We start from the raw sequence: 13,745 nt of genomic DNA, 5'->3' as shown, positions 1-13,745 counted from the left end.
TTCCGCAATGATCGTGACGGCTTTCCGCAATGCCTTGCCCGCCACGGATTCCTACGGTCGTGACATGACTTTCGCACTGACCACCGTCCCCGCCGAGCCGTCGACCGGACTGGCAGGCTGGGCCGTCGGCCTCATCGACTCGCTCGGCGGCCCCGGCGCCGCCGTCATCGTGGGCCTGGACAACCTGTTCCCGCCGATCCCCAGCGAGCTGGTGCTGCCCCTCGCCGGTTTCTCCGCGAGCCGGGGCGCGTTCACCCTGGCAGGCGCCCTGTTCTGGACGACACTGGGGTCACTGGCCGGCGCGGTGATCGTCTACCTGCTCGGCGCGTGGCTCGGCCGCGACCGGACCCGTGCGCTGCTGGCCCGCGTCCCGCTGCTGGACGTCGCGGACTTCGACCGCACGGAGGCCTGGTTCGCCCGCCACGGCGGCAAGGCGGTGTTCCTGGGACGGATGGTGCCGATCTTCCGCAGCCTGATTTCCCTGCCCGCCGGCGTGGAACGCATGCCGTTCGGCCGGTTCCTGCTGCTGACGACGGCGGGAAGCCTGCTGTGGAACACGGCCTTCGTCGTCGCGGGCTACCTGCTCGGCGAGAGCTGGTCACTGGTCGACGAGTACGCGTCGGTGTTCCAGTACGTCGTACTGGCGGCGGTGGCGGCGGCGATCGGGCTGTTCGTGACGATCCGCCTGCGCCGCCGGGCGGCCACCCGGTGAGGGAATCCGCCCGGCGACGTGCGCTGAAAGGGACTTTCCTTGCGTCCGGTGCGACGAAAGTCCCTTTCGCCGCACCGGATGAGACGAAAGCGCCTTTCAGCCCGCCAGGCCCCAGGCGCCCTGCCCGGCCGGGTAGCCGAGGCCTCCCCGGGAGGGTCGTGAGTGGAAAAGAGTGTTCTAACCCTAATTATCACTCACGACAACCCGCGGCAGACCACCCAAGCCCGCGATCCGCAGAAGAGAGGACTATCGGTTTGTCTACTATGGACAACGCAAAAGAGAGTGCGGGCCGCGCCCCCTCGGCGTGGCCCGCGCTCCCCCTGAGATCAGTAGCTCGTCAGCCCGAAGTCGCCGACACCGCCGGTCTGCTCCACCCAGGCGCCGTACGGGCCGCCTTCCTTGACCGTCAGCGAACCGTCCTCGCGCAGGACGCCGACCCGGGCCGACGGTGCGTCGACCTTGATCTCGGCCGCGCCGGAGATCTGGTTGATCCAGTTCGCGTACAGGTTGCCCTGCTTGACCGAGGCCAGGCCGTTGGTGAAGACGACGCCGAGGTAGTCACCGGACAGCGCGACCTGCTTCACGCCCGACGTCTGCTCGACCCAGGTGCCGTAGAGGCCGCCTTCCTTGACCACCAGCGAACCGTCGGTGCGCACGACCGCGATCCGGCCGGTGCTCGCGTCCAGCTCGACGTCGGCCGCGCCGGGCAGCTCGTCGACCCAGGCCGCGTACAGGTTGCCCTGCTTGGCGAACACCTTGCCGTTGTTGTCGACCACGGCGATGTAGTCGCCCGAGAGCTCGACCTCCTTGGCGTTGTTGGTCTCCTCGACCCAGCCGCCCTGGAGGCCGCCCTCCTTGACCGCCACGGTGCCGTCGGTGCGCAGGACCGCGATGCGGCCCTTCGCCGACTCCAGCGCGAAGTCCTTGACGTTGTTCGCCTGGTGCACCCAGTCCTGGTACAGGTTGCCCTGCTTGACGTACAGGTCACCGGTGTTCGTCAGGACGCCGACCATGTCACCGTGCACTTCGGACTTGGCGATGCCGCCGCCGTGCTCGAGGACCCAGCCCGAGTACAGGTTTCCTTCCTTCACCTGCACCGAGCTGTCCTTGAACAGCACGCCCAGCCGCGGGGTCGCGGGCTTGGCGGGGTCGCTCAGGCCCGCCGGGCTGACGAACGCCGAGATCTGCTGGCCGGCGAGGTACTGGCCGACCCGGCCGGGCCCGTACCCGAACTCGACGCTGGTGGTGGCGGGGCCGCCGTTGCCCCAGTTGCCGTTGATCGTGCGGATGGTGCCGTCGGCGTTGACCGTGTCGACCATCCCGACGTGGTCGGCGTAGCCGTTGCCCTGGTAGTTGAACACCACCGCGTCGCCAACCTGCGGGACGTACCCGGGATCGGTGTGCAGCGTGCCCTTCTGCTGGCCGTACAGGTAGAAGCTGCCCGCGGCCGCGGTCAGCCGGTCGGTGCTGAGGTTGCGGTTGCCCCAGACCCAGCGGACGAAGTCGGCGCACCAGGCCCACTGCATCCGGCAGCTGTCCATGAACCCGACGCCGCCGAGGCTGTTCGTGCTGCAGGTCTGCTTGTGCAGGTTCGCCGCGGCGAGGTCGCGGACGTCGGTCCGCGTGTCGGCACTGGCGGGGACGGCGCCCAGCAGGCCGAGGACGGCGGTGGCGAGGACGGTCGTGGTGACGCGCTTGAGCGACATGACGTTCTCCTTGGACGGAACGAAAGATCAGCGGGTGCAGTTGATCGCGCTGTCGGCGACAGGCAGCGAGCCACCGTTGAAGTAGGCGAGCGCCTTCTTGTAGTCGGCGCACCGGTTCAGCGACTCGGTCGGGTCGAGGGCGTAGGAGTAGCCGATCGCGCGGCCGACCGCACCCATGTCGTAGTTGTCCGCGGCGGCGTTGATGTTGCGGGAACCCCAGTACCAGCGGGCGATCTTGGCGCTCCAGTCGAGCGTCGCGGCGGCGTCCGGGTTGCCGACGAAGTCGTAGCCGAGCGCGTTGCCCGCGGAACGGTAGTTGAAGTCACCGGTCAGCTGGATGAAACCGCGGCCGCGGTACAGCTCGGAGTTGCCCGCTTCGCCCGCGTTGTACCGGAAACCGCTCTCGTGCTTGAGCGTGGCGAGCAGCGCGGCCTTGCGGCTGGCCGTCGTGATGCCCCCGGCCGCCATCTCGGCGTTCAGGCTCGGCAGACCGGCCGCGACGGTGTCGGTGGCGTAGGTGGAGCCGTAGATGGCGGTGATGTCGGACAGCGAGACCTGGCCGCCCGTCGAGGCGGGCCCGGCGGCGGCGAGCGCCAGCTGCTGGACGCCGCCGGTCTGCTCGACCCACGTGCCGTAGAGGCCGCCGTCCTTGACCGTGACGCTGCCGTCGGTGCGCAGTACGCCGATGCGGTCACCGGCGATCTGCAGGTTGGCGGCGCCGGGCAGCTGGTTCACCCACCCCGCGTAGAGGTTGCCCTCCTTGACCGTCGCCAGCCCGTTGTCGAGCACGACGCCGATGCGGCTGCCCGACAGCTTCAGCTGCTTGACGCCGGAGACCTCCTCGACCCAGTTGGACCACAGGTTCGACTCCTTGACCGCCACCGACCCGTCGGTGCGCAGCACACCGATCCGGTCGGCGGAGAGCTCGAGGTCGGCCACCGAGCCCATCTGGCTCACCCACGGCGCGTAGAGGTCGCCTTCCTTGACGCTCGCCTGGCCGTTTTCGAACACGACGCCGACCCGGTTCGGGGTCAGCTCGAGGTCCTTGACGGCGTTGGTCTGCTCGATCCAGGTCGCGTTGAGCGCGCCGTCCTTGACCGCGGCGGTGCCGTCGTTGCGCACCACGCCGATCCGGTTGCCCGCGAGCCGGAAGTCGCGGACGTTGCCCGCTTCCTCGGTCCAGTCGGTCCACAGGTTGCCCTCTTTGACGAACAGCCGCGCGTCCGCCGTCAGCACGCCGATCCGGTCGCCGGCGATCTCGAACTTCTGCACCCCGGTCATTTCCTCGACCCACGACGCGTAGAGGTTGCCTTCCTTGACCAGCAGCTTGCCGCCGGCCAGCACGCCGATCCGGCTGGCGCCGGCAGGCAGGTCCCCGGCGGACGCGGTCGCCTGCAGGCCGCCGACGGCGACCCCCGCGACCAGCGCCGCAGTGACAGCCCGGCCCAGCGTCTTCTTCAGCTTGGACATGGTGGTTCCCTTCTTCACCGTGGGGAAAGATCCCTGCCGTCCCGAGGGCGCTGCGCTCGGCGCCCCCTGCGTCCTCCTCGGGACGGGAAGAAGCTTCTCCCGCGGGGATCAAAGAAACCTGAAAGCCGTCAGCGGCTCCCGGACCGGGAACTTTCAGCCGGTTTTGAGATCCGCAGGACCGGCCGCGGCTCCCCGGCCTCACGGCTTCCGTGCAGCCGGAAGATGCCCATGGCCTCGGTCCACGCCGCTTCGGCACGGGCCGTCTCGCCGAGGGCGTCGAGCGTGGTGGCCAGGTCACGCAGGGCGCGTGCCCGCCACACCGGGAGCGTGAGGGCGTCCCACCACTGGACCGACCGCTCGAGGTAGGTGCGGGCGGCGAGGAACCGGCCGGCGGCCAGCTCCAGCTCGCCGAGGGTGCGCAGCATCAGGCCCTGGCCGAAGCCGTCCTGCATCTCGTGGCAGGTGGCCAGGCACGCGAGCATGTCGTCGCGCACCTCGTCGCCGCGGCCCTGGCGGATGCGGACCTTGACCAGCGCCTGCACGGCGTAGGCGGACATCAGCGGGTCGTCGAGGCCGCGCAGCAGGTTGACCGCCTCCTGGCTGTACCGGGCGGCCTCGGCGAGCCGTCCGGCGGCACGGTGCACCAGGCTCAGCGAGCGCAGGGCGACCGCGTGGCTGCTCACCGCGCCCGAGTTCGCGTACCCCGCCACGGCGAGTTCGGCGGCGGCTAGCGCCTCGTCCAGCTCGCCCTGCTCGGTGAGGACGTGGCCGAGCCCGTGCAGGGCCTGGACCTCCGCCTGCTGCTCGCCCAGTTCCCGCAGCTCGGGCAGGGCGAGGTCGAGCGAGTGCCGGGCCTGGGCGAACTGGCCGTACTCGCACTGCACGATGCTGAGGTCGAGCAGGCTCATGGCCTGCCCGCGCCGGTCGCCGTCCAGTTCGTGGGCGGCGAGGGCCTGCTCGTGGTAGGCGATCGACTCGTCGAAGCGGTCCTGTTCGTAGCGCAGCCAGCCCAGCCCGGACAGCAGCCGTGCCTCGCCGGCGCGGTCGCCGGTCCGGCGGGCGGCCGCGAGCGCGGCGTTGTGCGTGCGCCACCACTGGCCGAACAGGTTGCGGACGGCGAAGACCGACGAGCACAGCGCCGCGGCCAGCCGGGTGGCGACGTCGGTGAGGTCGAGGTCGCTGACGCGTTCCACCACGCCGACGAGCCCGGTCTGCTCCGCGTCGAACCACGCGTCGGGGTCGGTGAGGATCTCGTCGACCTGCGCCGCGGTCAGGTACCGGGCGAGCGACCCCGACTCGGCGGGCACGTGCGGCCCGCGGCGGCCGGCGAGTTCGACCAGCTCGAGCCAGCATTCGGCGGCCCGCGTGGTCACCTCCCTGATGCTTTCCGCGGTTTCCTCCGCCTCCCCGCGTTCCCGGGCGAAGGCCCGCGTGAGGTCGTGGATCTGGTAGCGCATCGCCCCACCGTCGTCCACTGTGGACACGTCGAGCAGCTGCGCGTCGACCAGCCGCTCGACCACCTCCTCGGCCTCGTCGCCGTCGCATCCGAGCAGCGGCGCCGCCACCCACGCGCCGAACGAGGAGACGTCGAGCAGGCCGAGCCGGCGCAGCGCGGTGCGCTCCCGCTCGGCCAGGCCGTCGTAGCTGAGCGCGAGACTGCCGCGCACCTCCAGGTCGCCGAGGGTGAGTTCCTGCAGGATCCGGTGCTGGCCGCGCAGGCGTTCGGTGAGCCTGCCGACCTTCCACTGCGGCCGCGCCGCGAGCCGGGCCCCGGCGATCCGCACGGCCAGCGGCAGGTTGCCGCACAGGCGCACCAGCTCGCGGGCGGCTTCGGGATGCTCGGCCACCCGGGTGCCGCCGACGACGCGGCTCAGCAGTTCCAGCGCCTCCGGCTCGTCCAGCACGGGCAGGTGCAGGTGGACCGCGCCGCCGACCGCGCCGAGCCGTTCCCGGCTGGTCACCAGCACCGCGCAGGTGTGGCCGCCGGGCAGCAGCGGGCGGACCTGGCGTTCGTCGGACGCGTCGTCGAGCACCACGAGGATGCGCCGGTCGGCGAGCATCGTGCGGTAGAGCTGGGCGCGTTCCTCCAGCCCGGCGGGGATGTCCTGGTCCGGCACGCCCAGCGCGCGCAGGAAGCCCGCCAGCACCTCGGCCGGGTCGGCGCGGACGGCCTGCACCCCGCGCAGCGAGGCGTAGAGCCTGCCGTCGGGGAAGTGCTCGCGCACGCGGTGCGCGACGTGCGTGGCGAAGGTGCTCTTGCCCGAGCCGGGCTTGCCGTAGACCGCGCACAGCCGCGACCCGGTGGTCTCTTCGGAAAGCCTCCGCGTCAGCTCCGCGACTTCGTGCGCACGGCCGGTGAAGTCGGCGATGTCGTAGGGCAGCTGGCTCGGCACCGGGACCTGGCGGGCGGCGCCGGGCTCGTGCGGCGGCTCGGCCTGCGGCCCGGGTTCGTCCCGCAGGACGTGGTCGTGGGCGGCCTGCAGCGCCGGGCCGGGTTCCAGCCCCAGTTCGTCGAGCAGGATCGTGCGCCCGTCCTGGTAGCAGGCGAGCGCGTCGGCGCGGCGGCCGCTCTGGTGCAGCGCGAGCATGAGCTGGGCACGCAGCCGTTCCCGCAGCGGGTGCGCGGCCACGGCCGAGGTCAGTTCCGGCACCAGCGACTCGCCTTCGCCGGTCTCCAGCTCGACGTCGACGCGGTCCTCCAACGCCGCGATCCGCAGCTCTTCGAGCCGGGCGCGTTCGTTCTCCGCCCACCGGCCCTGCGTGCCGCCCAGCGCGGTCCCCCGCCAGACGCCGAGCGCCTGCCGGATGAGCGCGATCGCGCGGTCGGGTTCCCCGGCCGCCCGCGCGCGACGGCCCGCGGACAGGTTCCGGGTGAAGACGTGCAGGTCGACCTGGTCGAGGTCGACGGCCAGCCGGTAGCCGCCCCCGCTGCGCGCGATCACGTCGGGATCGCCGCCGTCGGCCAGGGCGCGCCGAAGGGCGGAGACGTAGGTGTAGACGGCGGCGCGTGCCTGGTCCGGGGGTTCCTCGCCCCAGATCGCGTCGATCACCTGCTCCAGCGGGACGACGTGCCCCGCCTGCACGGCCAGCAACGCGAGCAGTGTGCGCGGCTTAGGGCCGCCGAGGCCGATCGTCCGGTCGCCGCTCGCCACTTCGACCTGGCCCAGCACGTGGAACTCCATACCGCCCCTCCGAGGCCCGCGTCGTGCTCGGCGGGTCCCCGTGAGCCTGGCAACCCGGCTGCGGCTAGGCAAGATCCGCACAGGTGACCGGTCTGTCGGGTTCGTCTCGCCACCCCTTCGGCGCAGTGGCGTGTCTCAGCAACATCTTGCGTCACACGAGTCCCAGCATCGCTCTGACCTGCGGTTTTGTGGATTCACTCGATCGGATGAGCGGCCGGATCGCTGGAAATTGTCGGACCCTCGAACTACTGTTCGAGATGCAGCAGCCGAACACAAGTTCGAGGGGACGTCCATGACGATCGCACCGCTCCGCCCCGGTACACCCGCGCCGCCGGTCCAGACCCTGCCACCGGGGTCGTGGCACGGCAGGCTGTGGGTGTCCGACCTGCCGCTGACCCGGCCCGAGCGCTACCTCGGCTGCGTGGCCGAGTTCGAGCGGTCCGGCCTGTGGCCGGTGCTGATCCCGCACGACCAGCGCTTCGCGGCCAACGGCGAGGACTGGATCGACGACCGCGGCAGGCTGGCCCCGGCAGGCCACCGGGTGGCAACGGCCAACCCGGCAGAGGTGCTGGCCCGCTGGTGGGACGGCTCCTGCTGCGACGGCGCCTGCCTGAGGCCGTTCGGCGCCCGCTTCCCGGGGCTGGCCAAGCGCAGCCCACGGAAGTCGGATCCCCTGGCGGAGGCGGGCAACACGGGGTCGATCCTGGCCACCCGCGCCCCGCACCGCCTCGGCCTGGTCCAGACGGAACGCCCGGCGGACATCCCGGCCCTGCTCGGCTGGACGGGCATGATCAAGTGCACCGACCAGGTGGCGGAGCTGTCGGCGGTCCTGCGCAGCTGGGAGGACAGGTTCGGGGCAACGCTGGTGGTCCTGGGCTTCGACACAATCGAGCTGTCGGTGTCGGCCCCGCCCCGCAACCAGGCAAGGGCCCTGACGGTGGCAGCCGAGCACCGGGCGTTCAGCCTGCCGACGTTCGCGGGCCAGCCGGGGAATCTGCGGGAGTACGCGTCGGGGTTGGTGCAGTCGCGGCATTGGAGGTTTTCCTGGGCGTGAGCGGTGATGCGGGCGGTGGCCGCGGGGGAAGGCGGCCAGGTCCGGGGGCGCAGGTGCCGGGGGGCCGGGGGCCGGGGGCCGGGGCCAGGCAAAGTCGCGTTGTGCCGTCGCGCTGAAGGTGCCCTTCAGCTCAGCGCGAGCCAGCAGCCCCGGCCGCTGGTCCCGGCAAACCTGTGCCTCCACGACATGAACGACTCTTTCCTGTCGTCAGACGTCATGAACGACTCGTTCATGACGTCCGGCCACCCCGCGGCACAGCGACTTTGCCGGAACCCGGGGCCGGGGCCGAGGCCGGGGTTTCCGGGCGACGGCGCGCTGGGCCAGGCGAGTCGGCAGCCTCGGCGGGCTGGGGGTCCGGCGAGGCTGCCGGGCATCGCCACGACCGCCCCGGGGGCCGGGCCTCTCGTTGCCGCGCTCAACGGCGACTTCGGGCAGCGCGGACCGCAGGCCCGGCCCGCGGTTTCGTGGCCGCGCGCGCCCGACAGCGCCTTCGGCCGGCGGCTCGCGCGAGCCGCCGGCCGCTCGGGCCGGACCCGAACCCCGCTCACTCGGCGGGCGAAAGGTCCGGCCCGAGCGCCCCAAGGTGGCCTTCGGTGCGTTGAACGCACCGAAGGCCGCCTTGGGACACAGCCTCAAACCCAACCCACCCGGACGGCCCCATGAGCAAACGAACCAAAGGTCCCCTCAGACGCGCGTCCGCGAATCTGGGTCACGTGTCCCGGCAAACAGTCCGCCCGTCCCACCCCCTCCCGCACCGCCGCGTTTGGCGACCCCCGCGAACGGGAATCACCCTTCGCGGGAAGGCGGTGAGGGCGATCGCCGAGATCCGGATCGGCACTTCGGGGTGGCGGTACCCGCCGTGGCGCGGGGTTTTCTATCCGTCCGGCCTTGCGCAGCGGCGGGAACTCGAATACCTGTCGCGGCGGATGAATGCCGTTGAGATCAACGGCTCCTTCTACTCCCTGCAGCGGCCGGAACGCTATCGCGCCTGGTTCGACGAGACGCCCGCCGACTTCCTCTTTGCCGTCAAGGGTGGTCGCTTCATCACCCACATGAAGCAGCTGCGGGACGTCGAGACCGCGCTCGCCAACTTCTATGCCTCCGGCGTCCTTGCCCTGGGCCCGAAGCTGGGCCCGTTCCTCTGGCAACTGCCACCGAGGCTGACATTCGATCCGGACCGGCTTGCGAACTTCTTCTCCCTGCTGCCGCGCACCACCGAGGACGCCGCCCAGCTGGCCATGAAGCACGACGACAAGCTCAAGGCCGCCCCCTACCTCGAAGCCGGCCCACGACGACCCTTGCGGCATGCGCTCGAAGTTCGACACCCGAGCTTTGCCGAGCCCGCCGCGAAGGACCTGCTGCGGGAACACCGCGTTGCCCTCGTTGTTGCCGACACCGCCGGGAAGTGGCCCTTCCTCGAAGACCAGACCGCCGACTTCGCCTACGTCCGGCTGCACGGCGACGAGGAGCTGTACGTCAGCGGCTACTCCGACCGCGCCCTGCGCACCTGGGCGGACAAGATCCGTGCCTGGCACGACGACGGGCGGCGGGACGTGCACGTCTACTTCGACAACGACGTCAAAGTGGAGGCTCCGCGCAACGCCGAAGCCCTCGCCGATCTGCTCGGGGTGGCGCCTCCCACCCGGCAGTGAGTGGACAGTGAGCGCTATCGGCTTGAGTGGACGCGCAGGCCGGACCGGCTCGCGTGCTGTCGCTGGGGGTCGGCACGCGGTCGGTCCGTCCCCGGAAACCCTCACGGCCGTCCGGGTGTCACCTCGGTTCCCACCAGGGCCGCCAGCTTTGCTCGCACGTCCTCCGCGTCCGGGTGGCCCAGCTCCGTCAGCAACCGCACCGACTTGAGCCAGCACTCGCGGGCCAGGCCCTCCTCTCCGTGACGCTGGTGGATCGTGCCCAGCTGGGACAGCACGTCCGCCGCCTCGTACTGCTCGCCCATCGCGAAGAACATCGACACCGACTCGCGGATGCATGCGACGCCTTCGTCGAACCTGCCCAGGCCCACCAGTGCCAGGCCCCGCGTGTGCTGCGTGAACCTGGTGTCCACCGGCTTGCCGTCCGCTCCGACGATCGCCAGCGCCTCGTCGGCCAGCCGCAGCGCCTGCTCGTGGTCGCCCATCGACGTGCAGATGTCGCCGAGTGCCCGCAGCACGCTCGCCTCGAACTGGCCCATGCCCAGCTCGCGCACGATCGCCAGCGCCTGCTTGCCGTGCTCGTACGCCCAGGGGTAGTCGTCCAGGCTGTGTGCCGCCAGCGCCAGGTTGTACTGCGCCCGCGCCTCCCCTTCGCGCGCGCCGAGTTCCCGCTGGATCGCCAGCACCTGCTCCAGGTACCGCCGGGACTCCCCGTACTGCCGCGCGACGCCGTTGACGACGCCGAGCCCGCTGAGGATGCCCGCCTCGCCCGGCCGGTGGCCGCTCGCGCGCGCCGCTTCGAGGGCCACCGCGAACACCGACCGCCAGTCGTCGAGCCGCGAACTCGTCATGAAGTACGTCTGCAGCAGCCAGGCCAGCTTCCAGCAGACGTCGTCGCGGCGGCGCCGCGCCAGGTGGACCGCCGCGATCAGGTTGCCCGCCTCTTCGCCGAACCAGTTCAACGCGTCGTGATAGGACGCGAACTCCTGCCCGCCGCCGAGATCTTCCAGTTCCAGCAGCCGGTAGTAGCGCTCGGGCCGCATCCGGCGGGACGCGTTCAGCGCCGACGCGAGGTACCAGCTCAGCAGCCGGTCGACCGCGGCGGCGCGCTCCGCCGGCGGGTCGAACTGCGAAGCGGCTTCGCTCGCGTACGCGCGGACGAGGTCGTGGAACTGGTAGCGGCCCGGCCGTGGCCGGCCGAGCAGGTGCGCCGCGGCCAGCGTTTCCAGCCGCGCCCGCGCCGCCGGGAGGTCGATCCCGGCGACCGCGGCCGCCGCGGGTGCGGTGAAGTCGGCGCCGGTGACCAGGCCGAGCAGCCGCAGCAGCCGCGCCGTCGACGGCTCCAGTGCCAGGTAGGAGTGCGAAAGCACCGAGCGGATGTTCGTGTCCTCGCCGTCGGCGAGGTCGAACGAGCCGAGCAGGTCGCGGGAGCCGGTGAACTCGTCGAGCGGTAGGTCCGGGTACTCGGCCGCGCGCACGGCGAGGATCCGGATCGCCAGCGGCAGCCCGCCGCAGTAGCGCACGAACCGTTCGGCCGCGCCGGGGTCACGCGCCACGCGGTCGTGGCCGATCGTCGACGCGAGCAGCTCGACGGCGTCCTCGTCGCCGAGTTCCTCCAGCGCGACGCGCCGCGCGCCGTGCGTCGCGACCAGCGCGCGCAGCTGCCAGCGGCTGGTGACGACGACCAGGCAGCCCGGCCCGGGCAGCAGCGGGCTCACCTGCTCGGTGCGATTGGCGTTGTCGAGCAGGACCAGCAGCCGCCGTCCCGCGGTGTGCGTCCGCCAGCTCGCCGCGCGCCCGTCGAGGTCGGCCGGGATCGCCTCGCACGGCACGCCGAGCGCGGTGAGCATCGCCTCCAGCGCCGCCAGCGGCTCGACCGGCTCGCCGGGCCCGTAACCACGCAGGTTGAGGTAGACCTGCCCGCCGGGGAACCGGTCGGCGATCTCGTGCGCGAAGTGCACTGCCAGCGCGGTTTTCCCGATGCCACCCATGCCTTCGACGGACGCGATCGGCGTCGAAGCACCGGCGTCGAGGGCCTCCGGCAGCAGCGCGTGCAACGCCTTGAGGTCGTTCTCGCGCCCGGCGAACGTCCGCAGGTCGGCGGGCAGCTGGCGCGGCACCTGCGGCTCGACGCCGAGCCGGTACCGCCCCGGCGGGGCGGCGACGCCGTCGTCGGCGCCGGTGAGGATCGCCTGCCGGGTGCGCTGCAGCGACGGCCCGGGGTCGAGCCCGAGTTCCTCGGCGAGCACGCCGCTGATCCGCCGGTACACGTCGAGGGCTTCGGCCTGCCTGCCCGACCGGTACAGCGCGGTCATCAGCTGCTCGTGCAACCGCTCCCGCAGCGGGTTTTCCCTGGTCAGCCGGGTGAGTTCGGGGACGACGGTGCCGTACTCGCCGACGCCGAGCAGTGCGTCGGCCCACTGCTCGCGCACGCGCAGCCGTTCCTCGGCCAGCTGGCCAGCCTCGTCGCGGTGCAGCGCGTCGGACTCGACGTTCAGCAGCGCCGGGCCACGCCACTGCGCGAGCGCGTCGGCGAAGTGGGTGGCGGCCTGGCGGCTCTCGCCGCGGTCCAGCGCGGCCTTGCCGCGGGCGGCGAGCGCGCGGAACCGGGACAGGTCGAGCAGGTCGTCCTCGATCTCGATCCGGTAGCCGCCGCTCTCGGTGCGGATCGCGACCTGGTCGCCGAGGGCGCGGCGCAGGCGCAGCACGTACGTCTGGAGCGCGCCCTTGGACCGGCGGCCGTCGTCGTCCCACAGCCAGCGGCCCAGTTCGTCGACCGGCACGACGCGGTTGGCACGCAGCAGCAGGCCGGCCAGCACGATCAGCGGCCGGCTGCCCCCGAGCGGTACCGGGCGGCCGTCGGCCGTGACCTCGGCCGGACCCAGCACGCGGAAATCGAGGACCACGGGATCATTCTCACCGGAAACCTCCTGTTCGGCACCTGTTTGCCGAACGGGACGCGGTGGCATGATCGGGCGCGATGAAGGTCTACGCGATTCCCCTGCGCACCCGGTTCCGCGGCATCACCGTCCGTGAGGGCGTGCTGCTGCGCGGGCCGGCGGGCTGGGGCGAGTTCTGCCCGTTCGCCGACTACTCCGACGCCGAGAGCGTGCCGTGGCTGCGGGCGGCGCTGGAGGCGAGCGAAACGGGCTGGCCGCCGCCGGTCCGCGACCGCGTCGAGGTGAACACGACGGTGCCGGTGGTCTCGCCGGAGAAGGCGTACGACCTGGTCCGCGCCTCGGGCTGCCGGACGGCGAAGGTGAAGGTCGCGGACCCGCGGGTCTCGCTGACGGATGACTGCGCACGGGTGGAGGCGGTCCGCGACGCGCTGGGCCCGGCCGGCGCGATCCGCGTCGACGCCAACATGGCCTGGGACGTCGACACGGCGGTGCGCGCGATCACCGACCTCGACAAGGCCGCTGGCGGGCTGGAGTACGCGGAGCAGCCGTGCCCGACGATCGAGGACCTGGCGGCGGTGCGCCGCCGGGTGGACGTCCGCATCGCCGCGGACGAATCGATCCGGCGCGCGGAGGACCCGCTGAAGGTGGCGGTCGCGGGAGCGGCGGACATCGCGGTCCTGAAGGTGGCCCCGCTGGGCGGCGTGCGGCGGGCACTGGAGGTCGCCGAGGCGTGCGGGCTGCCGTGCGTGGTGTCGTCGGCGGTGGAGACGAGCGTCGGCCTGGCGGCGGGACTGGCACTGGCGGGCGCACTCCCGGAACTGGACTTCGCCTGCGGACTCGGCACGATTTCCTTGCTGGAAGGCGACATCAGCACGCCATCACTGTCCCCTGTGGACGGACAGCTGCCGGTCCTGCGCCAGGCCCCCGAACCCACGGACACCTACGCGGCGTCTCCCGAAGTGGCGGCAGCGTGGGAAGCCCGCCTGGCGAGGGTGCGCGGCTTGTCGTGAGTGAGAAACAGGGGTAGAACACTGTTTCTCACTCACGACAACACCAACCCCGTGCCCGGCGG

8 protein-coding genes are annotated in these 13,745 nt (G+C 71.9%); 4 read left to right on the top strand and 4 right to left on the bottom strand.

Annotated elements, in window-relative coordinates; translation table 11 throughout:
* The first annotated feature begins 64 nt into the window (after positions 1–64).
* A complete protein-coding gene (locus ABJI51_RS42330) occupies positions 65–712 on the top strand; it encodes a DedA family protein (RefSeq protein ID WP_348956851.1) in 648 nt (215 codons plus the stop codon).
* Between the two features lie 326 nt (positions 713–1,038).
* On the opposite strand, the gene ABJI51_RS42325 is transcribed toward ABJI51_RS42330, so the two are convergent.
* From ABJI51_RS42325 to ABJI51_RS42315, 3 genes are all read right to left on the bottom strand, one after another.
* Positions 1,039–2,418, bottom strand: coding sequence for a CHAP domain-containing protein (locus ABJI51_RS42325; RefSeq protein ID WP_348956850.1), 1,380 nt, complete (start codon positions 2,416–2,418; stop codon positions 1,039–1,041).
* A 27-nt stretch (positions 2,419–2,445) separates the two neighbouring features.
* Positions 2,446–3,888, bottom strand: a complete 1,443-nt coding sequence (locus ABJI51_RS42320) for a glycoside hydrolase family 19 protein (RefSeq protein ID WP_348956849.1) — start codon at positions 3,886–3,888, stop codon at positions 2,446–2,448.
* Between the two features lie 128 nt (positions 3,889–4,016).
* Positions 4,017–7,070 (bottom strand): AfsR/SARP family transcriptional regulator, encoded by a 3,054-nt coding sequence (locus ABJI51_RS42315; protein WP_348956848.1) that lies wholly within the window; start codon positions 7,068–7,070, stop codon positions 4,017–4,019.
* 292 nt (positions 7,071–7,362) lie between these two features.
* Between ABJI51_RS42315 and ABJI51_RS42310 the strand changes: the two genes are divergently transcribed.
* Complete coding sequence (locus ABJI51_RS42310) at positions 7,363–8,124, top strand: DUF4253 domain-containing protein (protein WP_348956847.1); 762 nt, start codon at positions 7,363–7,365, stop codon at positions 8,122–8,124.
* Positions 8,125–8,930: 806 nt separating this feature from the next.
* Positions 8,931–9,776: a DUF72 domain-containing protein gene (locus ABJI51_RS42305; protein WP_348956846.1), complete on the top strand. Its 846-nt coding sequence runs from the start codon at positions 8,931–8,933 to the stop codon at positions 9,774–9,776.
* A gap of 101 nt (positions 9,777–9,877) precedes the next feature.
* On the opposite strand, the gene ABJI51_RS42300 is transcribed toward ABJI51_RS42305, so the two are convergent.
* Positions 9,878–12,679 (bottom strand): AfsR/SARP family transcriptional regulator, encoded by a 2,802-nt coding sequence (locus ABJI51_RS42300; protein ID WP_348956845.1) that lies wholly within the window; start codon positions 12,677–12,679, stop codon positions 9,878–9,880.
* Between the two features lie 74 nt (positions 12,680–12,753).
* On the opposite strand from ABJI51_RS42300, the gene ABJI51_RS42295 reads away from it, so the two are divergent.
* Positions 12,754–13,683 carry an o-succinylbenzoate synthase gene (locus ABJI51_RS42295; protein WP_348956844.1) on the top strand — a complete coding sequence of 310 codons (930 nt, stop codon included), beginning with the start codon at positions 12,754–12,756 and terminating at the stop codon, positions 13,681–13,683.
* Positions 13,684–13,745: the final 62 nt, after the last annotated feature.

It is taken from the genome of Amycolatopsis melonis (genome assembly GCF_040064235.1).
GTDB classification, from domain to species: domain Bacteria; phylum Actinomycetota; class Actinomycetes; order Mycobacteriales; family Pseudonocardiaceae; genus Amycolatopsis; species Amycolatopsis melonis.
This window is presented reverse-complemented; position numbering and strand designations above follow the sequence as displayed.

Bases quoted from the DNA above. Each gene is read 5' to 3' on its own strand.
- ABJI51_RS42330 (WP_348956851.1), top strand. From the start codon at position 65: ATGACTTTCGCACTGACCACCGTCCCCGCCGAGCCGTCGACCGGACTG.
- ABJI51_RS42325 (WP_348956850.1), bottom strand. From the start codon at position 2,418: ATGTCGCTCAAGCGCGTCACCACGACCGTCCTCGCCACCGCCGTCCTC.
- ABJI51_RS42320 (WP_348956849.1), bottom strand. From the start codon at position 3,888: ATGTCCAAGCTGAAGAAGACGCTGGGCCGGGCTGTCACTGCGGCGCTG.
- ABJI51_RS42315 (WP_348956848.1), bottom strand. From the start codon at position 7,070: ATGGAGTTCCACGTGCTGGGCCAGGTCGAAGTGGCGAGCGGCGACCGG.
- ABJI51_RS42310 (WP_348956847.1), top strand. From the start codon at position 7,363: ATGACGATCGCACCGCTCCGCCCCGGTACACCCGCGCCGCCGGTCCAG.
- ABJI51_RS42295 (WP_348956844.1), top strand. From the start codon at position 12,754: ATGAAGGTCTACGCGATTCCCCTGCGCACCCGGTTCCGCGGCATCACC.